At 44.8% G+C, this 25876-nt stretch carries 20 protein-coding genes; 15 read left to right on the top strand and 5 right to left on the bottom strand.

The features are described 5' to 3' along the window. Window positions 1-72: 72 nt before the first annotated feature. From ACYX4N_RS09625 to ACYX4N_RS09615, 3 genes are read left to right on the top strand one after another with little or no spacing between them, the layout of a single operon-like run. A complete protein-coding gene (locus ACYX4N_RS09625) occupies window positions 73-1053 on the top strand; it encodes a glycosyltransferase family 2 protein (protein ID WP_476053860.1) in 981 nt (326 codons plus the stop codon). A 47-nt stretch (window positions 1054-1100) separates the two neighbouring features. Next, the gene (gene gntA, locus ACYX4N_RS09620) at window positions 1101-1766 is read left to right on the top strand and encodes a guanitoxin biosynthesis heme-dependent pre-guanitoxin N-hydroxylase GntA (protein WP_474806191.1); all 666 of its coding nucleotides are present in this window, start codon (window positions 1101-1103) and stop codon (window positions 1764-1766) included. Between the two features lie 24 nt (window positions 1767-1790). Beyond that, the gene (locus ACYX4N_RS09615; RefSeq protein ID WP_476053858.1) at window positions 1791-2384 is read left to right on the top strand and encodes a DUF1989 domain-containing protein; all 594 of its coding nucleotides are present in this window, start codon (window positions 1791-1793) and stop codon (window positions 2382-2384) included. 34 nt (window positions 2385-2418) lie between these two features. On the opposite strand, the gene ACYX4N_RS09610 is transcribed toward ACYX4N_RS09615, so the two are convergent. From ACYX4N_RS09610 to ACYX4N_RS09600, 3 genes are all read right to left on the bottom strand, one after another. Further along, window positions 2419-4161, bottom strand: a complete 1743-nt coding sequence (locus tag ACYX4N_RS09610) for a hypothetical protein (RefSeq protein ID WP_476053857.1) — start codon at window positions 4159-4161, stop codon at window positions 2419-2421. Between the two features lie 64 nt (window positions 4162-4225). After that, window positions 4226-6082: an alkaline phosphatase PhoX gene (locus tag ACYX4N_RS09605; RefSeq protein WP_476053856.1), complete on the bottom strand. Its 1857-nt coding sequence runs from the start codon at window positions 6080-6082 to the stop codon at window positions 4226-4228. A gap of 506 nt (window positions 6083-6588) precedes the next feature. Beyond that, complete coding sequence (locus ACYX4N_RS09600; protein WP_476053855.1) at window positions 6589-7821, bottom strand: DUF4861 family protein; 1233 nt, start codon at window positions 7819-7821, stop codon at window positions 6589-6591. Between the two features lie 174 nt (window positions 7822-7995). On the opposite strand from ACYX4N_RS09600, the gene ACYX4N_RS09595 reads away from it, so the two are divergent. The 11 genes from ACYX4N_RS09595 to ACYX4N_RS09545 all read left to right on the top strand — a co-directional run bounded on the left by ACYX4N_RS09595 (window position 7996) and on the right by ACYX4N_RS09545 (window position 19963). Further along, window positions 7996-8754: a glucose 1-dehydrogenase gene (locus ACYX4N_RS09595; RefSeq protein ID WP_476053854.1), complete on the top strand. Its 759-nt coding sequence runs from the start codon at window positions 7996-7998 to the stop codon at window positions 8752-8754. A gap of 129 nt (window positions 8755-8883) precedes the next feature. Then, window positions 8884-9729: a 5-dehydro-4-deoxy-D-glucuronate isomerase gene (gene kduI / locus ACYX4N_RS09590; RefSeq protein ID WP_476053853.1), complete on the top strand. Its 846-nt coding sequence runs from the start codon at window positions 8884-8886 to the stop codon at window positions 9727-9729. A gap of 31 nt (window positions 9730-9760) precedes the next feature. Then, the gene (locus tag ACYX4N_RS09585) at window positions 9761-10744 is read left to right on the top strand and encodes a TRAP transporter substrate-binding protein (protein WP_476053852.1); all 984 of its coding nucleotides are present in this window, start codon (window positions 9761-9763) and stop codon (window positions 10742-10744) included. A 2-nt stretch (window positions 10745-10746) separates the two neighbouring features. Beyond that, complete coding sequence (locus ACYX4N_RS09580) at window positions 10747-11232, top strand: TRAP transporter small permease (protein ID WP_476053851.1); 486 nt, start codon at window positions 10747-10749, stop codon at window positions 11230-11232. Next, window positions 11232-12527: a TRAP transporter large permease gene (locus ACYX4N_RS09575; RefSeq protein WP_476053850.1), complete on the top strand. Its 1296-nt coding sequence runs from the start codon at window positions 11232-11234 to the stop codon at window positions 12525-12527. Before ACYX4N_RS09580 ends, ACYX4N_RS09575 begins: the two co-directional genes overlap by 1 nt. Before the next feature lie 146 nt (window positions 12528-12673). Beyond that, the gene (locus tag ACYX4N_RS09570; RefSeq protein ID WP_120958989.1) at window positions 12674-13690 is read left to right on the top strand and encodes a LacI family DNA-binding transcriptional regulator; all 1017 of its coding nucleotides are present in this window, start codon (window positions 12674-12676) and stop codon (window positions 13688-13690) included. Window positions 13691-13895: 205 nt separating this feature from the next. Further along, the gene (locus ACYX4N_RS09565) at window positions 13896-15386 is read left to right on the top strand and encodes a UxaA family hydrolase (protein ID WP_476056398.1); all 1491 of its coding nucleotides are present in this window, start codon (window positions 13896-13898) and stop codon (window positions 15384-15386) included. An 11-nt stretch (window positions 15387-15397) separates the two neighbouring features. Further along, window positions 15398-16813, top strand: a complete 1416-nt coding sequence (gene uxaC / locus ACYX4N_RS09560; protein WP_476056397.1) for a glucuronate isomerase — start codon at window positions 15398-15400, stop codon at window positions 16811-16813. Window positions 16814-16815: 2 nt separating this feature from the next. Next, a complete protein-coding gene (locus ACYX4N_RS09555) occupies window positions 16816-18357 on the top strand; it encodes a mannitol dehydrogenase family protein (RefSeq protein WP_476056396.1) in 1542 nt (513 codons plus the stop codon). Continuing rightward, complete coding sequence (gene eda / locus ACYX4N_RS09550) at window positions 18357-18995, top strand: bifunctional 4-hydroxy-2-oxoglutarate aldolase/2-dehydro-3-deoxy-phosphogluconate aldolase (protein ID WP_014976837.1); 639 nt, start codon at window positions 18357-18359, stop codon at window positions 18993-18995. The genes ACYX4N_RS09555 and eda overlap by 1 nt, the downstream gene beginning before the upstream one ends. Then, on the top strand, window positions 18992-19963 hold the full coding sequence (locus ACYX4N_RS09545) for a sugar kinase (protein ID WP_476056395.1): 972 nt from the start codon (window positions 18992-18994) through the stop codon (window positions 19961-19963). Before eda ends, ACYX4N_RS09545 begins: the two co-directional genes overlap by 4 nt. Window positions 19964-20137: 174 nt before the next feature. Here ACYX4N_RS09545 and ACYX4N_RS09540 read toward each other — a convergent pair whose 3' ends face one another. Further along, window positions 20138-21073 (bottom strand): rhamnogalacturonan acetylesterase, encoded by a 936-nt coding sequence (locus tag ACYX4N_RS09540; RefSeq protein WP_476056394.1) that lies wholly within the window; start codon window positions 21071-21073, stop codon window positions 20138-20140. 202 nt (window positions 21074-21275) lie between these two features. Next, window positions 21276-23975 carry a TonB-dependent receptor gene (locus tag ACYX4N_RS09535; RefSeq protein ID WP_476056393.1) on the bottom strand — a complete coding sequence of 900 codons (2700 nt, stop codon included), beginning with the start codon at window positions 23973-23975 and terminating at the stop codon, window positions 21276-21278. 678 nt (window positions 23976-24653) lie between these two features. On the opposite strand from ACYX4N_RS09535, the gene ACYX4N_RS09530 reads away from it, so the two are divergent. Further along, complete coding sequence (locus ACYX4N_RS09530; RefSeq protein WP_476056392.1) at window positions 24654-25859, top strand: glycoside hydrolase family 88/105 protein; 1206 nt, start codon at window positions 24654-24656, stop codon at window positions 25857-25859. The last annotated feature ends 17 nt before the right edge of the window (window positions 25860-25876 follow it).

The raw sequence follows: 25876 nt of genomic DNA, 5'->3' as shown, positions 1-25876 counted from the left end.
TACGAAAGTATAACGTACAAGGCACACCGTTTAAGCCTAGGGCTTTAGAAAGGTTAGCAAAGGAGGTTGAGTATGCGTTCACCAGTAAGTGCAGTAACTATTGTTAAAAATAGAACCGAGAAGCTTTGCAATTTGATTTCGCAGTTGGAGCAATGCTCACCAACGCCAGATGAACTTGTTATTGTGTGGATGGCACCTCCTTCTGACTTGTCCCTCATTCAAAGCGAAAAATTCGATATTGTGCACAAGTTCACTACCCAAGAAGAACTACCAATTGCGAAAGCGCGAAATAAGGGAATGCTGGCGGCTAAGCATGAAAACCTTGTTTACTTAAATGTTGATGCGGTTATATCACCTACCCTTTGTAAAGATGGACTTTTGGCGTTGAAAGACAACACGGTGGTGTTTACTTCGGTCGTCTTTTTACCCAACGAACGCTGCAACAAGCCGTTTTCAGACATTTCAAAAAATGAACAGCAAATAGGTTATCTAGCAAGTAACGACGAAACGTTACCTGGCGATGATAACAACGAAATACCTTCAAGAGATCAGGAAAATAATCATGGAAAGTTTAGTGACGATAGTATTTGTTCTACAGTGTTTTTTATTCGTAAGACAGACTTTCAGAAAACCGGCGGCTTCGATGAAGGCTACGCGGGTTTCGGACTAAACGACGAAGACTTTTTCACCAACTGCCGTGCACTTGGCTACTCATTAGAACAGTTGCCCACCCGCACTTTCGCTCCACAGCGCCCTAATTATCAATGCCCAGTCAATCACTTATTAGACTTTGTACATAATGCACAGCGCTTTCACGCTAAATGGGGCTTCTACCCTTGCACTGAAGTACTCAAAGCTTACGCGGATAAAGGCTTCATCGAGTCAAACTATGAAGAAAAGGGATTGAAGATTATTCAGTTGCCCGAGCAGGAAGATGACTCAATCAAAATAGATACGAGCGGTTCAAGCGCTGCCCCGGCTTCTACGGGATACGAATTCACTTCGTTTCATTCGCCAGCTAAAAATCAAGAGCGTTTAAGCAACACGGCTTAATTTCTTTAAAAGGAATGAGCGGCACTGTTTGAATAGGGAGATATGGAATGTCTTTACTTAAACCCGATCTAACACACCGTTTTTTATCATTTGTAGGGGAAGGTGACTTCCCCTGTGTAGGCGCTAAATCGGCGCTAACTAAGAAGCAAATACACGTTCTGCAATTTGACGATATCTACTGCGAAAGTAATGAACCTGATATCTTGGCTTCAATTCACAAATTCGTGGAAGCATTCAAGCTGAACCGTGATATGTACTCCTCACTTGTGGTTACCTTCGAACAGCCCGATACCATTACCGAAACTGAGTTTGATAAGATTTTATGGGAAAAACTTCAACGTCTTCATGAAGTAGACGCATGCTTAAAAAGTTGGGATAGCAAAGTATCAAGCGATCCGCATAGTGCGCAATTCAGTTTAAGCCTTGGTGGGAAAGGCTTTTTCGTAATTGGATTGCACCCAAATGCCTCTAGAAAGAGCCGCCGTTTTTCTCACCCCGCAATTGTATTTAATTTACACGAACAGTTTGAACTGCTTCGTAAACAACAGAAGTTTGAAGCATTTAGAGACCATATCAGGAAGCGTGATGCCGCCTATTGCGGCAGTAAAAACCCATTGCTTGCTAACCATGGTGAAAGTTCTGAAGTTTATCAATACAGTGGTAAAAAGCACTCAGAAAGCTGGGAGTGCCCCTTTAAACAAGTAGAAAATTAACTCTTAAAATATAAAAGGCACAGTATGAGACAAACAATACAGCCAAGAAGCGGTACTGCATTTACTATCAAAAAAGGTGAACGCCTTAAAGTCATTGACCCTGAAGGGGAACAAGTGGCCGACCTTTATGCCTTTAACGAGCATGATAAGGATGAGTTCATTTCCTCGGGCAGAAGTTTGGACTATAACGAGAGCCTTAAATTCAAAGAAGGCAGTTTGCTATATTCAAATCAAAGCAACATCATGTTCGAAATTATCGAAGATAAGGTAGAGGATCATGATTTTTTACTAACGCCTTGTAGCGTAAATACCTTCAAACACTTCTACCCCAATGAAGAGCCAGTTCCTGGTTGTCACGGTAACTTAGTTGCCGCTTTTGCTGAATTTGATATTCCAGAGCATCATGTATGCACGACCTTCAATACATTTATGAATGTTGAGGTAGACAGTACGGGTAAAATCGCTGTTTTGCCGCCGAAGTCAAAAGCCGGCGATTACACTATATTTGAAGCTAAAATGGATATGATTGTAGGGTTAACGGCTTGCTCTGCTGGTGAATCTAACAACTTTCGATATAAACCAATACAATTTGAAATAATGCCCGCGAACCCGTTGTAATTCGCGAGCATTATTTTAGCAAATGGAGCGAGCGTTATTGTGCTTCTGCGATAGCGCTCGGCTTGCCTTGTTGCCAGTTAAGCCTCATATCCCACTTAAACCGGTGTTCAGGCTTTAATGGTGGTTGCGCTGCATCAATATTACTTAAGACATTGGTTGCCTCGGTAAGCGTAGCATCGCGACCAAACAAATAGCTTTGCTCTTTCACTATGGTTAAGTAGGCCTTATTTAACGCGTAAGCGCGTTCTGGCGAAGGCGTGATGATTTCGTACACCGACTTAGCACGCTGCATTTCTTCCGCTTTAACCATACCTTTTTCGTCAAACCACTTTGCTAGCATTTCGCCGTTTTGACGAAACTCGTCGCCACCGCCTACACGCTCCATGTAGGTAAGGAATTCGCCTTTTTCTTCATTGATATTTGGCACATCTTCGATGGCACGCAAATCAATATACCCCCACCCTGCCTCGCCAGGAACTTTACGGGCAAATGAAAATGTCTGGTCAAAGGTTGACCCTACTGTTTTATGACAGCCGTTACAAAACGCTAGCTCTTGATCGTGTTGCGCACGCAGTTCACCCTGCTCATCTTCAATGAAGCCATTGATTGTCCAACCAAAGCCGTTGTCTATCCCCTTTTCGCCTAGGTAGCGAGTTTGAGGCAGCTTTTCAAAATGTTTATCTTTTGCCTCAGCATAATAGGCAGAAGCTAGGCTTTCTCGGCTTCTAAACATATGCTTTTTCATATAACGCACTTCTTTCATGCGCGGCGCATTATAAATATTCCCGTTATCATCCACGCCAATGTAGCGTACGGTATGCAAAAACTCGGTGCCTTCAGGGTAAAGCATATGAGCCAGAGGAACAGCACTCGCATCACCCAGATAATGTGAGGTGCGAACAATTTCAGTTACAGATGGCGACAACTCACCGTCTTGGTTAACGTCTACATTAATGGCAGTCTCATCTACTGGCGCTACGCTTAGTTTATTAAGCTCCTTTAGCGTCATTTCAACTAGGCTTAGGTTCAATGTGTAAATAGCTTTGTTGTAGTCGCCATTTAGCGTTTGGAAGTTTTCTGGAAGGCGAATCATAGCATCGCCCGTCGACCCGTTGGTCGGCCAGAAAGTACTTGGGAAAGGTTTGTAGTTATATGACACCCATCCGCTGCCATCTTTAGCAAAACCGTCGCCATCAAAGGCTTTTTCAGCGGCGCTCAAGTTTTCAATACGCATGTACTCTGGCATTGCGTGTTTTTTAAGTGAAGCGGTGTAGTTATCTTGCTCTACGTATTTTTTTATTGTGGCATCGTCAATACCCGCTATAAGTGATGTGCGGTCAATAAACAGATTCTTCCAGCTGTTTGTTAGCCCCACATCGGAAAATTCATAGTTGCCCTGCAAGGTACCATCGCCCATTTGGTTAGGGCGCTTTTCTAAAGAATCGTAACTTTGGTGACATGCGTAGCAAGGGTTATTTACGCCTTCTGTTTTGGTATAGCACTGGGGAGGTATCACCGACTCAGGGTTATACACTTCATTGTGTTCAATGTATGCCAGAGCAGGAATATCGTCCCCTTCTTGATAAGGGTAAGAGTGCACATTGTCGACGTTTGTCTGCTCTGATGAAGGCCCTTTCCCATTCACAGAGTGAGTACTTGTGCTCATGCCGGTATTTGATTGATTGTTTAAATCAGCATTTGTGCTTTCAGTACACCCTGCACTGATAAGTAGTGAAAGCAGAATGCCTACACCTGAAGTTATTTTTAGTATTTTCATAATGGTCACAACGGAAAAAGCCGGGTGTGTAAACACCCGGCGTATTTTAAATTAAAGAGAAAACTTACTTATCTGCTGGTTCATACATCCACAGCGTGTTGTTCTCTTGGAAACCGTCTTCACCGATAAGAATACGGCCGTCGTTCATAACTACAACGTTGTCTGGTTGAGAAAGCTGCTCAACATCACAACGCTCAGCACCTGTGAGGCTTGAACGGTACGTACCGCCCATCACTACAGGTTCGATACGAGAAATGTTGTAGCCTTCTTCTAGCTTGGCGCGATAAACACCACCACAATCTTTAACGCGGGCAGAAAGCTGCATATCGCCTTCACCATCGATCATCGTGTTATCGATATCAGCAATGCCGATGTAAAGGTATGCATTGTCTACGACTTCACCTTCAATCGTATCAACACCCTCAACAGCTTCTTGCGCACGCTTCTGGTTAATAGAGATACCTTCCAGCTTTCTCCACTCTGCCGTGGCGCCTTTAAGGCGGGCTGCTGCACGGCTCTCTAGGAACGCCACGCGGTCGTCCATAGGTTGGCCAGCCGTTACGCTAGAACCACCCTCTTCCACTGTTGGATACGTTGCATCGCCATCAACCCATGCCTGAACGTCGGCCATAGTGATATAAGAGCTTTGACCATCTACGTAATCGTCAGTACCAATACCGTTGTACTCGTCAATCCATGCGCGAATAGTCATATTGTCGCCACTAGCTAGCTCTACCCACTCAACAGCAAACCCTGTAGTTGCCGGGTCATTCTGCCCTGCATCTTGAGTTAGTTTAGCGCCGTAAAGCGTACCTGCAGATAAGTCTTCTGCCGTGTCTGCAACAAACTTAAATAGTACGCCGCCGGTGTCATCTTGAGAAAGATAAACAGTTTTTCCATCAGGCATTACTGTTGAATTTTCGTGCTCGTAACGACCCATCGTGAAGTGCTTAACAATTACCGGCTCATCAGCCAATGGCTCTGTTACTTCCGCAATATAACCATAGTTGTAAGGGTTTGGCGCATCTGGTGCCGTCATCTGCCACATGCGACCTAAGCGTGCATCTGTAGATACTGCTTCTGGGTTATTCCAGCTAGGAGACGTTGTGGTATCTACCGCAGAATCAACCACCCACTCCTCAGAGGTAAGCGGCGTACCCCATGGTGACATTGAGCCGAAACAGTTTGCTGCCGTGCCCCACACTGGTGAGAAGTCGAGCATCATGGCTTCTGTTACTTCCCACATGCCAAATTCGTCTTTTTCTACTTTCATGCGGCTCATACCGCCAGGTAGTTCTTCCCAGTTAGAGAAAAGATACCCTTCGCCTTCGGCAGTTGAAATAAAGCCGTTAAAGTCAGGCATATCGTTTTCAAGAACTAGCTCTTCGCCATCGAGTGTGTAAATGTGGCCTAAACCTTCAGGAAGGTCAGTACCGAAAGTATCACCCGTTTGCCCAAGTACTTGGTATTGACCAATAGCAGACACCACTAGCTCTTTTTCTTCGTCAGAGCTAGGTACAGGTGAATTTGGTAATGTAACCGGCAGATTATTGAAGTTAGCGCCTGCTAGCACACCCACAGTACCTGTATTGATAGGCATGTCGTTAACACTTGTCGTTGCTGCATTCGTACCAGATGGATGCTGTACATTGAAAAACAGGTCGCCTTCATCAGTTAGGAAAATACCGGTAACTTCTGCGCCAAGAGGAACAGTCGCAATACGAGTAAGCGTGCCTGCTGTAGTACCTTCTGGGCCCTGCTCACCTACAGGTCCTTGTTCGCCTGTTGGGCCTTGTTCACCTACTGGGCCCTGAACCCCGTCTTCACCATCATCACCCTCTAGTGAGCAGGCAGACATGCCAAGTGTTACTGCTAGTGCAATCGCTGAATACTTAATTCCACGAAGAGTTTCGCTTTTCATTACGGTTCCTTGCTTATACTTGTTTTATAATTAGAAATGAGGAGAGCAGATGGCTTACCTCGCTAAATGGTCTTAGCGGACAAAGAGTGTGGATAAGATTTATGACACTTGGGTGACAAGTTATTGACTCCAACATGAAAGATTTTTGACACAACAACCTGAAAGTAAAAGGGAAAGGAGAGTAAACGTACATGAAGGCGGCGCAGTGCTTAGGGTTATTGAATGTTCAATTAAGAAAGAGTGGTCCACTTAGTCAGTTTATGAATTATTTGTTTCATGGGGCTATCTAAGAGGTTTAACTCGACTCAATACTTGAAAAGTCAATGTCGAGATAGTTAAAGAACGTTGCGGAAGATATTAAAAAGAAATGTACGAACAAGGCAAAAACACAAAAATACACCATAACGATTAAACGGACCTAGAGCCTGTTGATCTTTGCCCTGCATCAAAGATCATCAGGCCACAGCATAAAACAATATTCTACTCGCCAAATTGAGCAATGCCGCTTAATTTAAAATGGTAAGCGGATGACTATACATTTTTAATTTATTAACCAAATAATCTTCGAATTGCTTGGCAGTTTGTATATCGGTGCTTCGCTTGGGCCAAACCGCAAGAATTTTATAGTCAAAAGCGGTTGAAGGTTTAAACAACACAAGGTGGTCATGTTCACCCTCAAATACCTTTTCGGCCTGATCTAACCGGTAAACAAGGGCCAATCCTAAGTTGTCATTATCTGCCAAGATACTTTGAGCCCCCCAAGTAGCTATCACGCCCCAATCGCCGTGCTCGGCTTTAATCACCTGCATTCCATCATGTGCCACTAAACCTGCGACAATATTATCCGAAGGCTCTGATACAGAAACACTGATATGGGTCGTTGGGTCGAACGCATCAATTCGATAGTGCGTGGTAACGTCGATGCTGTCTTCTTTCGCATAAGACGATGTCCACCCTTCGTAGCTAACCTCGAACTCAGCCCGCAACTGAGAATCCGATACCAATTGGTATTGCGTATTCTCTACATGCTGAAAATGCATGACTGCCTGCGTTGAGGAGTCTTGGGTTTCTTGTTCTATTAATCGACCTAGTGCACCCACTCCCAACGATTTGCCAACTTTAAGCGCGTCTCCGCCCCACTGAGATAAAGTGTGATAGCTATCATAACCGTCTTGCCCAACTTCGGGTAACACTACACTGTCATCAGTTTTAACGAAGACATCTATTGCGTTGCGCCAATCTAGATAAAGGCGATAGCCCATTTGGTCAGACTCCCAACCAGGCCCTTCGTAACGCAAAAAATAAGAATGGTCGGTTAATTGAGGGGGTGACGTAAACGAAGTGACCTCTTCAAACGTAAAGCCTTCAGCGCTATATGCTGCGTCTTGCCACTCCCCTCCCGTTCTTACTGAAAGTTCCGCGTGCGCTCTGTCTTGAACATTATTATTTGAAACTTGCTTGGGTGGTAAAAGTTCCAACGATATGCTCTTGCCTGGCACTATAGATGCCGCACCTAAAAGCACCGCTTTCCCTTCATCATTTTCTACCCATTCTGAAGGGTGTTGCTTTAACTTCCAGCCTGCATATTTAGGGGGCAGTGAAATCTCGAAAACTTGTTTTCCCTCACCACCATTAGCTGGATTTTTCACCTTAACAGACAAAGCAGAATTTAAATTCCCCTGTGAGCAGCTTGCCAATAATGGCACCAAAATTAGACCTATCTTACTCAATTTAATCACTTTTATGCTCTCCATTGATTGTTAACGCGCTTAACTAATTTACGATATTTGTAAACAATATATTGACAAATGCCACCGGTGGCAATTATTTTAAATTTTGTTAACGAGATATTTCAACTTAGTATGTCGATGAAAGTCAGGCATTTGATAACGCAGATGGTAGAGGTGAATCACATGGTCAATTTCAGCCTAGAAGGTAAGACAGCATTAGTGACAGGCGCAAGCAGAGGTATAGGTCAAGCGCTTGCCTTAGCACTCGCCACTTCAGGTGCGTTTGTCATCTGCGCGAGCTCTCGCCCAGGAGGCTGTGATGAGACATTACGTAAAATTCAAAGTAAAGGCGGGCAAGCAATGGCACTAGATGGTGACCTCGCCGATGCCAACGCTGTCGTTAAACTTGCCGAAGATGCGTTGAGCGTTAAAGGTCATATCGACATTCTGCTCAATAACGGTGGCACTATTTTCAGAGCGCCCGCCACCGACTTTCCTTTTGACGAATGGAGAAACGTACTTGCGGTCAACATCGATTCAGCTTTCCTACTTAGCCAAGCTATTGGCAAGAAGATGGTAGAGCGCGAGCAAGGCAAGATCATCAACATTGCCTCAATGTTGAGTTATACGGGCGGTATTACTGTTCCTGCCTACACTGCAAGCAAACATGCCATTGCCGGATTAACAAAAGCACTGGCGAATGAATGGGGACAGCACAATGTCCAGGTAAACGCTATTGCCCCAGGTTATATCAAAACCGATAACACCCAAGCGCTGCAAGATGATGAAAAACGCAGTGCTGAAATTTGTGCACGCATTCCAGCTAACCGCTGGGGAGAAAGCGACGATTTAGCAGGGGCAGCAGTATTTCTTGCGAGCGCAGCAAGCAACTATGTTAACGGCCATATCCTTGCGGTCGACGGCGGCTTTTTAGCACGCTAGTGACTAACAAGGGTCACAGCCTTGAGCAAACAAATAGCCCTGAGCGATGAAGAAGCCCTGAGCGATAAAACAGCCCCGAGCAAACAAATTGCCTTGAGCAGCAAAACAACGATGAATGGGAAAAAAGTCATGAACGAAAAAATAGACACACGATACGCCATAGGCCGTAAAGAGGCCAACGCTTACAATACGCAAGAACTGCGCGACGCTTTTTTGGTCGACACCCTAATGACACAGGGCAAAGTCGTATGGATATACACCCATTACGAACGCTTTATGCTTGGAAGCGCCGTACCTACAACGAGTCCATTGACGCTAGAAACCATTGAAGATCAGTTAAAAATGCCCTTCTTTACCGCTCGTCGCGAAGTAGGTGTAATAAACATCGGCGGTCCGGGCACCATTACCGTTTCAGGCACGACTTACCATTTAGATAACGAAGAAGCCCTATATATCGGCCAGGGCAATGAAGAAGTAATATTTGAGTCAGACAACGTCTCTAATCCCGCCAAATACTATTTGAATTCAGCGCCGGCTCATCACGCCTATCCATGCAAGAAAATAGGTAGTGCAGACGCAAATGTTCTCCATTTAGGTAGTCAAGAAACGTCAAATCAGCGCGATATTAAACAATTGCTTATCAATACTGTTGTTGATACCTGTCAGCTTCAGATGGGACTGACGCGACTGCATACCGGTTCTGTCTGGAACACTATGCCAGCTCATCAACACGACAGACGCAATGAAGTGTACTTTTACTTCGATATGGACAGCGAAAGCAGAGTATGTCACTTCATGGGTGAACCACAGGAGACCCGCCACATTTTCATTGCGAATGAAGAAGCTGTGGTATCGCCACCTTGGTCAATTCACTGTGGTGTGGGTACAGGAAGCTATGCGTTTATCTGGGGAATGGCAGGTGAAAACCTAGATTACGATGATATGGATAAGTTTCCGCCTTCACAGTTGCTTTAAGCAGCCCTGCTCTAAATTAGGTGTAATAATTATGTTGCGGTATATAAAACTCACACTGTCTGCTACTGCGCTGTTGCTAACAGGGGCGTGTTCGCAAAATGAATTGCAAGGCGAGGTCACCTTATTGCGTTTGGGGCATACGTTGGACACGCAACACTCTGTGCATAAGGCTATGGAATACCTTGGAGAGCGACTCGATTACTATTCTGACGGTACAATGAGTGTGGTTATTTATCCGAGCAGCCAGCTGGGCACCGAGCGAGAAATGGTAGAACTGTTGCAAATTGGCTCACTCGCTATGACGAAGGTGTCGGCAAGCCCCCTAGAAGGGTTTGCTCCTGAAATGAAGATATTCAGCATTCCCTATATTTTTCGCGATAATGATCATTTTTGGCGAGTATTAAACAGCGACTTGGGCGACCAATTGCTATCAGGTATTGAAGATTTTCGACTAAAAGGCCTCGGCTATTACGATGCGGGAAGCCGTAGCTTTTACACCAACGACAGACCTATAGAAACACCAAACGATCTGAACGGGCTAAAAATTCGCGTGTTGAACAGCCCTACTGCAGTAGCAACAGTTCGCGCACTGGGTGGAGCAGCAACGCCCGTCTCTTGGGGAGAGCTGTACACAGCGCTTCAGCAAGGCGTTGTGGATGGTGCTGAGAATAACCCACCTAGCTACTACCTTTCTCGTCATTATGAAATTGCTCGGTATTACAGCCTTGATGAGCATACGAGCGTGCCAGATGTCATGCTGGCATCGCTGCCGGTATGGGAAAGTTTGAATGAACAGCAGCAAACGTGGTTAACCAAGGCTATGGAAGACTCGGTTGAATACCAACGCGAGCTTTGGAAAACATCTACCCAAGCATCTTTAGAAAAGGTAAAAGCCGAAGGCGTCACAGTTATTACGCCTGACAAAGCCCCTTTCGTTGAAGCGGTTAAACCTTTTCACAAAAGCTTTGAAGGCACGCCTATTGGGGACTTAATTACTCAAATAAAAGCGATGTAACAATGACAATAATACGCCTTATCGATAAAGCCTTAGCCGGCACACTTATAGTTGCCATGGTAAGTATTTTACTTACCGTGATTTGGCAAGTGGTCTCACGTTACGTACTTAAAGACCCCGCTTCAATCACCGAAGAATTGTCTAGGTTCATACTTATTTGGATTGGTATTTTAGGTGCGGCTTATGCGTATCGTCAAAACGCACATTTAGGCTTCAACCTGATTGTTGAGCGCCAGTCACGCAAAGTGAAACGCCTTTTGCTCACCTGCGTTGAAATTGTCGTCATTATTTTTTGTGTTTTAGTGATGGTATACGGCGGCTCCGAGCTTGTATCTCTCACCTTAGAATTGGAACAAATCTCGGCGGCACTTGGCATTAAAATGGGCCTTATTTATAGCGTGCTTCCCCTGTCTGGTGGTCTCATTATTGCCTACGCACTGGTCAACATTACAACGCTTTGGCAAAACAACAATAAGGAAACAGCGTAATGGAACTGACCGGTATTATCCTAGTCGTCGCTTTTTTCGTACTTCTTCTTTTAAATGTGCCAATTTCAATCAGTATTGGAGTCGCCACGTTACTTGCTATGCTAATGAGCATGGATATTGCCCCTGCTACTATCACCATTGCGCAGCGTATGGCTGGTGGCCTGAATAGCTTTGCACTGTTGGCCATCCCGTTTTTTGTTTTATCTGGACTTATCATGGGACGCGGCGGGATAGCCAAGCGGTTGATTGAGTGCGCAATGGCGCTTATTGGTGCCCTTCCCGGTGGTTTAGCTTTGGTGAACGTGGTTTCCTGCATGCTGTTTGGTGCAATTTCAGGGTCTGCTGTAGCGACCACATCAGCTATTGGCAGCTTTATGTTACCCGAAATGAAAAAAGCGGGCTACGAGCCGAATTTTAGTGCCGCAGTCACTGCCGCTGCATCAACTACAGGTATGTTAATTCCGCCAAGCAATATCCTAATTGTATACGCTATCGCCAGTGGAGGCGTATCCATCGCTGCCCTTTTTATGGCTGGCTATATACCAGGCATTATGGTGGGTCTATCGCTAATGCTAGTGTGCTTTGTCTACGCAAAAATGAAGGGATACCCGCTGTCGCCACGACTTCCTTTAAGAGTAGTTGTCGAAAAAACTGTTGCCGCACTTCCCTCTCTATTTCTTATATTTTTAGTGATTGGCGGTATTGTCGGCGGCATTTTTACCGCTACTGAAGCGGGAGCCATTGCGGTGGTTTACTCTTTGCTATTAGCCTTAGTGTTTTATAAAGAAGTAGAAGTGAAAACCTTACCCGACATATTCTTGAAAGCGGCAGAAACAACGGCAATTGTAATGCTGCTTATCGCGGCTTCAACCGCGATGTCTTGGCTTTTATCGTTTGAAAATATCCCGCAAACTTTAAGTAATGCACTGTTATCGATAAGCGATAACCCATTACTCATTCTTCTTCTTATCAACTTGTTACTCATTGTGGTTGGTGCATTCTTGGATATGACACCTGCAGTACTTATTTTTACGCCCATATTTTTACCAGTGGCGCTAGAGCTTGGTATGAGCGAGTTGCAGTTTGGCATCATGCTAGTACTCAACCTATCTATTGGATTATGCTCACCCCCCGTAGGTGCGGTACTTTTTATTACCTGTGCTATTGCTAAAACCAAACTTGAGAACATCATAAGACCGCTCATTCCTTTGTATGTGGCTATGTTCGTGGTTCTTATGCTCGTCACTTATGTTGCTTGGTTCAGCGAAGCGCTACCACGTGCACTTGGATTTTAATAAGGTAGAATTATGGAGACTGAAAGGTGTGGTCAGTCGTAGTTTGACCACACAAGCTTTTACTTTTGAGTAACAACAGCATACTGCCCTAGTTTGTGTGGTAGTATCACAAACAATGACATAATAGCGCGGAAAAACAGAGAATTATGAACAAGCGCCCGACTATCAATGATGTTGCAGCCCTAGCAGGTGTATCAAAGCGTACCGTGTCGCGTGTTATTAACGGCGCGACCAATGTTGGTAAAGCAACACGTGAGCGCATTGAAGCTGTCATTCAAGAAACGGGCTTTGCCCCCGACAAGCAAGCGCGTGGTTTAAGTACTAGCCGCTCTTATTTGATAGGCTTGATTTATGACAACCCAGATGCCTTGTATATCGACCAAGTTCAAAGAGGCGTGCTAAGCATATGTTCTCAAAAGGGCTACGAATTAGTCGTTCACCCTTGCCGCTACAACGCAGATGGTTTTGTAGAAGACTGCGTCAATTTTGTACGTCGTTCGAACATTGATGGCGTCATCATACTGCCACCGGTATCCGAGTCTAAGCTTTTAGCAGACGCACTGCAGCAAAAGAGCATTAACTATGTGCGAATGGCGTCAGTTGATTTAGATGACCACCAAAATATCGTAGTCAGTGACGACAGAGCTGCGCTTAGCGATTTAGCGCGCTATATGGTATCACTGGGCCATAAAGATATTGGTATTATCAGCGGTCCACAACAATACTATTCCTCAAAAGAGCGTTTGGAAGGCTTTGTTGAGACGCTTAACGGTTTAGGAGTCGATGTACCTAAAAACAGAGTAATTGAAGGTAAAAACAGCTTCGAAAGCGGAATTGAGTGCGCACGCCAATTGCTCATCCAGTCTCCGCGAGTTAAAGCTATATTTGCGAACAACGATGAAATGGCGGCAGGTGTCCTAAAAGTGGCCCACGAAATGGGCATTACCGTGCCAGACGAGCTCTCCGTCGCGGGGTTCGACGACAACTTGCTCGCCGCTCGCGTGATCCCTGCCCTTACCACTGTTCAACGTCCTGTTGGTGATATGGCAGCTATCGCAGCGCGTAAAATCATTGCTCATATCGAAGGCAATGAAGTCAGTGAATCTGAAACCTATTTAGTTAAGCCCCACTTAATTATTCGCGATTCCATCAAAAAAGTGTAATTTTTTATAAAGAAGTGTTGCTTACGATTCTATTTCATCCTAATATGCCACCGGTGGCACAATAATGAACGAGAATGTTAAAAACAAAAAATTTGTAAGCAGAGCGTAAAAAAACATTTCTAATTTTTCGCTCTTTCAAATACCCGGTGCTCATTTAACAACGTTTGGCAGTTAAGTAAGCCGTAAAGATAAAGCAGGACTTGGAATGAACGTTAAAACACAACTAGTAAAAGTTCATAATAACGATAACGTTGCGGTCGCAACCTGCCCTGTCGAGGCTGGTACCTACATCACTGAATATGACATTACAGTTCGCCAAGACATTCCCGCCGGCCATAAGGTTGCTTTAACCGCCATTTCAGATGGTGACAACATTGTAAAATATGGTTTCAGCATTGGTGCAGCAACAAGCCAAATAAACGCCGGTGAACATGTTCACAGCCACAACGCAAAGACTAAATTGCAAGGCACAGAACAATACGTTTACGCCCCGTCAAACTCCGCATCGAAGCAAACACATTCTACTTCTGGGTTACAGTTCATGGGCTACAGAAGAGAAAATGGAAAAGTGGGTATTCGCAATGAGGTGTGGATCATAAATACCGTGGGTTGTGTAAACCGTACTGCGGACCGAATTGCTGATGAATGTAACCGTCGTTTCGCCAGCGAATGCGAAGGCTTCCGCGCATTCACCCACCCTTTTGGCTGTTCTCAGCTGGGCGATGATTTAGATGACACGCGCACTATCTTAGCCTCTCTCGCATCTCACCCGAACGCTGGTGCGGTGTTAATTGTAGGCTTGGGTTGCGAAAACAATCAGCTTAAGAGTTTACTGCCTCACGTTGATAAACCTGAAAATCGCATTCGCTTCTATAACGCACAAGAAGTGGTAGATGAATTAGAAGAAGGCGTCAATGCGGTTTATGACTTGTTAAAAGTAATGGCTAATGACAAACGTGAGCCCATTGACGCAAGTGAACTCACGTTAGGTATGAAATGCGGTGGTAGTGACGCTTTTAGCGGTATTACTGCCAACCCAACAGTAGGGCGTGTTACCGATTTAATGTGTAATCTAGGCGGCTCGGTCATTTTAACCGAAACGCCAGAAATGTTTGGCGCCGAACAGCTCTTAATGAATCGCGCTAAAAACAAAGACGTATTTGAGGCGTTTAACTCGCTGATTGATGAGTTTAAGAACTACTTTATCGCCCACAACCAACCTATTTACGAAAACCCGTCTCCAGGCAATAAGGCAGGCGGTTTAACCACGCTAGAGGAAAAGTCTCTCGGCGCGGTTCAAAAAGGTGGAACCTCTACTATTCAGTCCATTTTGCAGTATGGCGAGCCCAAGCAAGACAAAGGCTTAAGCTTACTACAAGCGCCTGGTAACGATGCCGTAAGCTCAACTGCATTGGCTGCATCAGGAGCACATATCGTTTTATTCACCACAGGCCGAGGCACGCCCCTTGGTTTTCCTGTACCCACAGTCAAGATATCGTCAAATTCAGATATCGCTAATAAGAAGCCACATTGGATAGATTTTAACGCTGGACAAGTTCTAGAAGGCGTATCTATCGATAAGTGTGCCGAAGCGCTACTCCAACACTGCTTGGCAGTGGCATCCGGTCAACAAACCTGCAACGAGAAAAATGGCAGCCATGAGATTGCTATTTGGAAACGTGGCGTCACCCTCTAAAAGAGAGCGTTATGGAATCGATTTTATTACATGAAGATAGACTTTTTCCTGCCGATGAAGCAACCCGAAGTGTTGCAAAGGCGTTGTACAAGGAAATTCGGGAGCTCCCTATCATAAGTCCGCATGGCCATACTGACCCACGTTGGTTTGCACAAAACAATAATTTCACCAATGCAACCGAGCTATTTATCACGCCTGATCACTATGTTTTCAGAATGCTGTATAGCCAAGGCATTGAATTAACCGATATCGGTGTACCACGTTGGGATGGCGGCGAGACGGAAAAGGATCCACGTAAAATCTGGAAGCTTCTGGCAGATAACTATCACCTGTTTGCCGCCACACCGTCCCGTTTATGGTTAGACACCGTATTTCACGATGTGTTTGGTTTGCGAGAGATGCTATGTAGCGACAACGCAACGCATTATTACGACCATATTACCGCGCAGCTTCAAGGGGATGACTTTAAGCCTCGCGCCTTGATGGATCGCTTCAATATTGAAGTGATCGCAACCACCGAAGGTGCACTTGATACCCTACCCCATCATGCGGCAATTAAAGATACACCGTGGGCAAAGCGGGTTATTACTACCTTTAGGCCTGATGATGTAGTTGATGTATCTCGCGAAGATATTACTTCAAATATTGAGAAACTAGGTGAATTAACCGGTGAAGATACTGCGACGTGGAAAGGCTACCTAAATGCTATTCGCGCGCGACGTGCCGTCTTTAGAGTGCACGGTGCGACAGCAACCGATCACGGACACCCAACGGCAAACACTGCTGATTTAAGTGAAGCTGAGTGTATTGCTTTATTCGATAAAGTAAGAAGTGGAAACAGTAACGCTGAAGAGCAAGAGCTATTTAGAGCGCAAATGCTTACCGAATTAGCGGGAATGAGTGTAGAAGACGGCATGGTGATGCAAATTCACCCTGGTTCGTTTAGAAACCACAACAGTCAGCTCTTTGCACAGTTTGGTCGCGATAAAGGCCACGACATTCCAATGCAAACAGATTTTGTTAAAGCGCTTCGCCCGTTACTCGGTAAATACGGTAACGAGCCTAACCTCGACATTATTCTATTTACATTAGATGAAACCACGTACAGCCGTGAATTAGCGCCACTTGCAGGCCACTACCCTTGCCTGAAGCTCGGTCCTTCTTGGTGGTTCCATGATAGCCCTGAAGGCATGTTGCGCTTTAGACAGCAAGTGACAGAAACCGCAGGTTTCTTCAATACGGTTGGTTTTAACGACGATACGCGCGCGTTCTTGTCTATACCTGCACGTCATGATGTTGCCAGACGCATTGATTGTCGCTTCCTTGCACAGCTAGTTGTGGAGCACCGCATCAGCGAAACAGAAGCGGCCAGCATTGCAAAAAAACTCACTTATGATTTTGCTAAACAAGCGTACAAACTGGGGTAATCATGACAAAGCCGTTATCAATTTCAACGCTACCTCTTTTAAGTGACAGCGTAAGTAAACCAAATTACGACCTGGAAGCAACCGGTTGTGGCATTGTGCATATTGGTCCAGGCGCCTTTCACCGTGCGCACCAAGCGTATTATACCGAAAAGGCGCTGGCTTATGGCGGTGACTGGCGCATTCACGGTGTGTCAATGCGCAGCGCATCACTTAAAGAAGCGTTGAGTACACAAGACAATCTCTATGCGTTGTGTATTGTTGATAACGAGCCTGAAACCCACATTATCGGCGCAATTAAAACCCTTTCTACATTAGCACATGATCGTGAAGACATTGTTGCTGCGCTGGTAAACAAGCAAACTAAAATTGTGACGCTTACCGTGACAGAAAAGGGCTATTGCCTTAATGCGCAAGGTCATATAGATACTGATCATCCGGATATTAAAGCTGATTTAGTCACCCCAGAGACACCGGTAAGTGCAGTTGGCCTAATTGTGCAAGCGCTAGCACAACGTAAGCAGGCAGGCTATGCAGATATTACCATTATCAGCTGTGACAACGTGTCAGACAACGGTAAAAAGCTGCAAAAAGCGGTGACCGAGTTCGCCAATAAAACGGATGAATCACTCGGCCAATGGATCAGCGAGAACATCGCCTTCCCCTGCACTATGGTTGACAGTATTACGCCAGCAACTGAAGACAGCTTTAAAGCCAACGTTGCCGCTGAGCTGGGTTTAACTGATAACTGGCCTATTCAGCGAGAGGCATTTACTCAATGGGTGGTTGAAGATAATTTTTCTGGCCCACGACCTGCTTGGGATAAAGTTGGCGTTACTTTTACTCATGATGTGAGCTTCTTTGAAAAAGCTAAGCTTCGCATTCTAAACGGCACACATTCAACACTGGCCTACATGGGGTTATTGCTTGGCAAGGAAACCGTATTCGACGCAATGCGTACCCCAGCCATAAAGCAACTGATTCAAACCATGTTGAAAGATGAAATTGTTCCGTCTCTATCCAGTGATAACGAGAATGCCGATAGCGGAACACAAGACTTCGATCTGAACGCTTACGCACAAGACATTGTTAAGCGCTATGAGAATAAGCATATTCGCCACCTGTTGTCGCAAATTGCTTGGGATGGGTCACAGAAAATCCCATTTCGAATTCTCGACACAGTACGCGATAACCTAAAAGCAAAACGAAATATTGATTTGCTCTGTAGTGCCGTTGCGGCCTGGTGCCTATTTGTAAACAACAAGGCACGTTTAAACGAAACTATCACCGACCCGCTAGATAGTATGTTAAGGGCTACAGCAAAATCGGTAGACTTTCAGGCAATAGAACTTGCAAAAAAATTGCTATCTCTTGAAACCATGTTCGCCGAATTGTCGGTAAACACTACGTTCAAAGAAAAAGTGCTCGAAAAAGTTAATCAGCTGCTTAACATTTTATCGCACGAAAACAGCAACGAAAGTCAGCAAGGTTCTGCTCCGACTACGTTAACAGAAAGTTCGCTAGATTCACTAAAAGGAACCGCGTGATGAAAAGTACCTTTTCCATGCTTAAAGGCGCCCCATTACTCCCTATTATTCAGCCTAAATCTGTTGACGAGGGGCTTCACCTAGCAGAAGCAATTGCAAATAGCGGCCTGTGCAACATAGAAGTAGTGAAACGCAGCGACGCAGCATTTGAAGCCCTGTCAGCGATTAGAAAACAGTTTCCTGAACTCGTTGTGGGTATGGGCACATTGTTAAATCGCAACCACGTATTTGAAGCGTTGGATGCAGGCGCGCAATTTTTGATAACGCCCACAAGCTCAGAGACATTGCTCGATACTCTGATTGCGTCTAATGCACCCTTTTTGCCGGGCGTCGCTACGCCTGCCGATATTCTTTTGGCGCACCAAAAAGGCATTCGCGAGATGAAGTTCTTTCCTGCGAGTCTTAGCGGCGGAACCCCTTTTCTTAAAGCGATTTCAAGTGTATTTAGCGATGTTTGCTTCTGCCCTACCGGCGGCATTAATGGCGACAACGCGAATGAGTATCTCTCGCTTGGCAATGTTCGAGCAGTAGGCGGTACATGGATGATGCCGAAGGCAGCCATTGAAGCAAAAAATTGGCAAGCTATAACATTGGCATGCCAACAAAGCCTCACATTATTTGATGAGGCTGCGGCATGAGCATCGTTGATACCAAACAAAGAATGGTTATTTTTGGCGAGTGCATGGTAGAGCTTCGAAGCACTCAGCGTGAATCATCAGTTAGGACGTGTGATGAAAACACAAATAACGATTTGATGGCGAAAAGCTTTGCTGGCGACACCTACAACACTGCGGTTTATTTAAAACGCTGTTTGCCTTCATCTTCCATTAGCTACTTAACAGCGATAGGCGCAGACTTTTTAAGCGATGAGCTGCTGTTTAAAATGGGTGAGCACGAAGTTAACACTGATCTAGTGTTTCGCTCGTCCTCGCGTAATCTCGGTCTGTATATGATCCGCAACGACAATGAAGGTGAAAGAACCTTTGCCTATTGGCGTAACCAGTCTGCTGCAACGCAAACGCTTAATATAATGAAGGGCGCTGAATTTACGTGTGACTGGTTTTATTTGAGCGGTATCTCTATTGCTATTTTAGATGACGAACAGCGCGCTACACTTTTCGAACTAATTTCATCCCTCAAGGCCAAAGGAAGTAAGATTGCCTTTGATCCTAATTATCGAGCTCGCCTTTGGTCATCTCAAGAAGATGCTAAGTACTGGACGGGTAAGGCTTATGCTGAAGCAGATCTAGCGTTCCCAGGTGCTGACGACCATTTAATGCTGTTTGGCCACACTAATGCTGATGAAATATTTAGCTATTTAGCCGACAAACAGATTGAAGAAATCGTTATGAAAAACGGGGCAGTCGGCGTTCATATACTCTGCCACAAAGAACAATGTATTGTACCTGTTGAGCGTGTTGAGCAAGTGGTTGATACAACGGCTGCTGGCGATGCATTCAATGGCGGTTATATGGCAGCTCGACTTGCAGGTAGAAAGCCTGTTGAAAGCGCGAGCTATGGAGCAAAAGTGGCAGCCACCGTAATAACCTACCCAGGTGCCATTATATCAAGTGATGCCTTTACTAATCACATACCGTCGCTATAGTCGGTATGTGACCTTCCCTTTTCTCTTTTGTCTTCCCTCCTCCTCACTAATCACTCGCCACATACAAAATTGATAACGATGCCTCAGCAAGTTAGCTAAGATAGGTTGCACTGCGTTAGTTTAAATAGGCGCGGCATACTAGGTATACTGGCGCGCCGCTTCGTTTATATTATTTTATAGGGTGTCTCGATAAACGTATTTTGCTAATGGATGTGCTGTTGCTTTTAACTCTCGAACGAATATCTGCGCCATTTTAGCCGCGCCTACTACATTCAAGTGAGTATCATCAGTTTTACCTTCGGGGTAGCGCGCATATAGGTCGGCGGGCACCTTAATGAAGTAATGGTTGCTGTTAGGCTCGCCTACCTGAGCAAGAAAATCGCAAGTTAAAGCGTTCATAGGGATAAATGGCACGTTATTTTGTGCTGCCACTTTCTTCGCTGCATCGGCATACGCCAGCAAAGTGCGTTTTAATACACCTTCCTCGGTGAAATGACGCCTGCAAATACTACTTGCAATAATCACTGATGCGCCTCTCGCTTCAACGTCTTGCACAAACTGGTTTAAGTAAGCAGGATAGGCATTTTCCGGGTCAGCATAGCGAGCGGGGTCCGACTGTTTTTGATCGTTGTGACCAAACTGAATTACCACAAAGTCACCTTCAGAAAGATCAGATAACAGCACTTGCCAACGCCCTTCGTCAACAAATCGCTTTGTGCTCCTGCCGTTAGCCGCGTGGTTTTTGATATTTAGATTTGGCAGCATGAATTCAGGAAGTAATTGCCCCCAACCACGTTCTGGATATGCCAACATTGGCTTGTCTGACATGGTTGAATCGCCAACCAAATGTAGGGTAACCGGCTTTTTGTAAGGCGGAGCTTTTGCACTTCCTTCGTTCTCTACAATTCCGGCACTTTGTTCCTTAGCAATGTGGGCATTTGAGCTAGCGAGAACCAAAGTGCTCGAATGAGGCACGTAGCTGTTTTGAAGAGCCGTCGTACTTTCTTGGCCTGCCAATGCAAAACTACTGGCTACAGCAATAACGCTTGCAAAACTGTAGCGAAGCGCGTTGAATATTTTTCCTGCGGTGGAGTTACTTGAATTTCTCACACCTTTTCTCCTTCTCAATATTAGTAGAGTTGCGCTCCAATTAAGTGATAAAGCAGATAGACGCATCAGGAACAATCCGCAATGTCACCTTGTCACAAATAAAAAAGGCCATCATTACGATGGCCAAACACACCCGTCTTCACGGAACACAACATTTAATTATTATCTTAGGCTCACCAATATGCTTGGTCAGTCTGTTATTTTACATAGTATAACGCGCGCCCAAGAAGAACTGACGGCCCGTATGGTTGTATTCACGTACCAAATCCAATGAGCCATCACCCGTGGTAAACAAACGCTCGTACTCGTCAGTTAGGTTAATTACTTCAAAGGTTAACGTGAGTTCGTCGTTTACGTTATAAAATGACGAGAAATCTACCTGCGTTGGCCCTGTCGTGCCGTGTGCAACGTTACCATTGCTGCCAGTAAAGTCTGTCAGGTAATCGTCACGTTTGTTAACTGACACACGCGCGCCGTATTGGTCTGTTTCGTAATACACCGTAAAGTTGTACGATGTTTCACTCATACCTTCGATGTCGTCTGCGTTAACGTGAGTGTAGTTCGACACAATACCCATGTTTTCGAACAGGCCTGGTAAGAAACTTAACGGCTGCTGATAAATAAGCTCATAACCGCTTACACTTCTGTCCTCAGCGTTGATTGGGCTACTGTGCTCGTATGGAATAGTACGAGGGTCTAGCGCAATTACAGGGTCAAACTGTGCATCGTTATCGATAAAGTCGTAGTAGGCACTATCAACTAGACGCTCTTCAGATGCGCGAACAATCCAGTTATCAATGTCTTTGTAGAACACGGTTGCTGCCAGTAGCGCTTCGTCGTCGAAGTACCATTCAACACCAAAATCTACGTTGTCTGAAGTGAACGGGTCAAGGAACGGGTTACCCACGCTTACCGAGCCGTTAATATAATCAAAGCTAGGGTTACCAGGGTTTAATGAGTTCAGGCTTGGGCGCGTCATTGACTGGGTTAGACCAAGGCGTACAACAACGTCATCAGTGGCCTCAAGTGCTAAGTTAACTGCCGGCAAAAAGTTATTGTAGTCATTTTCAATTTGTACCGTTTCGCCTTGAATAAAGCCTTCAGAGGTGGTGGTTGTTTTCACATAGCGTACACCGTAGTTAGCGCGAAGCAGCATATCGCCAATCTCATAACTCGTGTCCATCTCAATATAAGCAGCAGAAGTTTCTTCGCCTACTTGCCAGCTTTGTGCAGAGCGCGGTGTCCAAACTACGTCTAGAAGCTGACTATTTATTGCGTCAAAGTCAGCAACAAGAAATGGGTCTAGAGGACCATCAAAGCCACTACCGAAATCGTCTACCGGCATCATTTCAGCAAAGCCGACCGCCGAATCTTGATCTGGGAAGCCATTAATTTGCTCTTCACTGTAGGTTACTACGCGGTCGTTGTAGGCGAAGCCCGCCTTGATAGTTACTTCGTCGCCAAGGTAAGTGGCATCAAACTTAACCGTATCGTTTTCGCGCAATACATCAGTAGCGCGTAAACGACCATCTGAAAGATTATAGTTACTTGCATCGTTAACGTCATAACCGTAAGTGAGCTGCGGAGCGTTAATGTTATTACTAAAATCAAAACCGTAGCTGGTTTCTTCTAACAGCGTCATGTTGTAACGATACTGCTCTGAACGAGCATCAGATTCTGCAGTGCCGGCCATCATATCTAATTTAATATTTTCACCAATAAACCACTCGCCAGAAATCACAAATTGACTAAAGTCAGTGGTTGATTCCTGCAAACGACTCTCTATACGTGACTTGATACCGTCGTAACTTCCGGCTAGAACCTGTTTGCCATTAGGATGTACTGTAATAGAAGTGGGTGTAATCTCTGAAAACGTACTTCTAAACATATGGAAGAAATTGTACATAGTACGGGTGTTATCTAGTTTAGATACCAAACCGTCTAAGGTTAAAGTGAAATTATCAGTGGCAGCCCACTGGATAGAACCCGTAAAACCGGTACGCTCTTGGTCATTACCAAAGTAATCAGGTCGTGGAAGGCGTGGCGTCCACAAGCAGTTGATGGGATCAACAGATTCGCCTTGAAACTCGCAATTACCCACGTCTGGCGCGCCGTTCACCACAGTATCAGACGTGTCTGCAAAAATACCGCCGCCATCACGAACCGGTGTTGTCCAACGAACGGTACCGAAGCCTTCTTGCCTTACTGTGCGCTCTGAGAAAGCGGCCGAGAAAAGCACGCCCACCTTGTCGTCAGCGAAACGGTTACTGATCATGAAAGCTGCGCGAGGATCGGTCTCTTCAGTAATGCTGTTATAGCCACCTTGAAGGGACGATACGAATTTAAAGCCGTCATAATCGAAAGGTTTTGCGGAGTACAAATCAACGGTACCTGCAATACCGCCTTCTTCCATTGAAGCTGTAGGCGACTTCTGAATATCTACACGATTAAACAGTTCAGAAGCGAAAATATTAAAATCAAAGCCACGTCCACCGTTTACGCCACCGCCTGAATCTGTTCCATCTGTACTTGCTGGTACTTCCATGCCATTAAGTGTTGTACGGGTAAATGATGGGCTTAAACCGCGCAAGGTAATTTGACGGCCTTCTCCACCCTCACGAGAAATCGCTACGCCTGGAACGCGCTGAATAGACTCTGCAATATTTAAGTCCGGGAATTTACCAATGTCTTGCGCAACAATTGATTCTTTACTGTTAACTGATGTTCGCTTTTCCATCAGTGATTTATTAAGTGATCCACGAAAGCCAGATACCTCTATGACCTCCATATTTTGCGCTTCGGTTTCACTGGCTTGTTCGTCTGTGGCTTCTTGCGCATGAATATGTGCGCCTGACAACGCTAGCGTAACAAGAACAGCGAGTTGCTTTTTCTTTGGTAACATTGTTGTTTCTCCGGTTTTTATATTTATAAGCGACGCACATACTAAGAAAAAGTGAAAATGCTTCTGAAACGCGTGTGGACCTTTCAAATTAACACAAATTCAACATTTACCGTATTTAACCATTTCACTTCCCTTTATGCCACCGGATAACATTTTGGAGGTCATTGCCGCCAATAATCTATATTAACCAATAGCACGCTTTGGCTGTTAAGGAAGCGAAAACGCGTCAATTCTAATTAATTCTCTACAGTGGTTTTGTAACCACCAAAACCATGAATAAGAAGCATTGCAGGGTACAGCTCTATTTTTTATCAACGCAAAAACTTCCCTTCGGCAATAATGTAAACCCCGAAAAAACACTCAAGCTTTACATTTGATTTACATCCTAATTAGTTATGCTACCGGTGGCAACTATTTTATTGAAAAAATTTATTATATGTATAAGTTCAGAAGATAATATTGATCGCAAAAGGCAATCTAGACCTAAGCCAAATGAAGAGAAAAGATTAAATTTAATCTCTTATATACATATACTTAGTTAAAACTTACAGCTTTTACTTGACGTAAAATAAAAGTTAAAAAATATAAATAATTTCGTTGACATGCAGGCAAATAAAAATCATTATGCTACCGGTAGCACAGAGTGTATTTACAATGTTATAAAAATAAGGGTTTGTTATGCTAAAAGGTATTCTACGCGCCGCTTCCGTTATAGCTTGCACGGCGTTTGTTTCTTCGGCTGCTGATGCAAATGATTGGGTGAAAATGCCTCTTGATAACACGCAATCGTGGTCTATGAGAATGATAGAGTCTGAAATGGTGCGCTTTCCTGAAGCTTGGCAAATCGATTGGGACGAGACGCCACAATGGGACTACGTTCATGGTCTCAACCTTCTCGCGATAACAGAAGTGTATCAAGATACTAAAGATCCTCGCCTTCTGTCTTATGTAAAAGGCTACTACGACATGCTGGTTCAAGATGACGGAAGTATTAAGACATACGATATCAACAAGTTCAATATTGATATGGTTAACCCGGGTAAGGTGTTATTTTTTCTTTATGAAGAAACTGGCAACCCTAAATACAAAAAGGCAGCCGATCTTTTAAGAACTCAACTCACTGACCACCCGCGTACAGAGCAAGGCGGTTTTTGGCACAAGAAACGCTATCCAGACCAAATGTGGCTTGATGGCCTATACATGGGGGCTCCCTTCTACGCTGAATACATTATTAAGTACGGCGATATGAAAGAGCTAGACGACGTATTTTTGCAATTTGAACTCATTGAAGAGCACCTTTACGACGAAAAAACAGGCCTCCCCTTGCATGGCTGGGACGCATCTAAAAAGCAAAAGTGGGCTGATAAAGAAACAGGTCTTTCTCAACATCACTGGTCACGTTCGCTAGGTTGGTATGCTATGGCAATGGCGGATGTGCTAGAAGTTGTTCCTGCAGAGCACCCAAAAACACCGTGGCTAAAAGCGCGCTTTAAAGCGTTTATCGACGCTACGCTTACCTATCAACATAATTCAGGCACCTGGTATCAGGTTACTGACTTGGGAAGCCGTGAAGGAAACTACCTTGAAGCATCAGGTACAGCAATGTTGACCTACGCTATGGCTAAAGGTGCAAGCCTTAAGTTTCTTTCTAAGGAATACAAAGCTCATGCAGAAAAAGGGTTTGCAGGACTCCTTGATCAAATGATTTCGGTTAATCCAGAAACTAACGTAATCAGCCTTGAACAGGTTTGCGCTGTTGCTGGCCTTGGTGGAAATCCATATAGAGATGGTTCATTCGACTACTACATGAGCGAGCCAATCAGAGCAAACGACGCGAAAGGTGTAGGCCCATTTATTCTGGCCGCACACTACCTAAATAAGTAGAAAGCACTATATCGTAA

The organism is Alteromonas sp. ABH4_452 (genome assembly GCF_056311825.1).
This window is presented reverse-complemented; position numbering and strand designations above follow the sequence as displayed.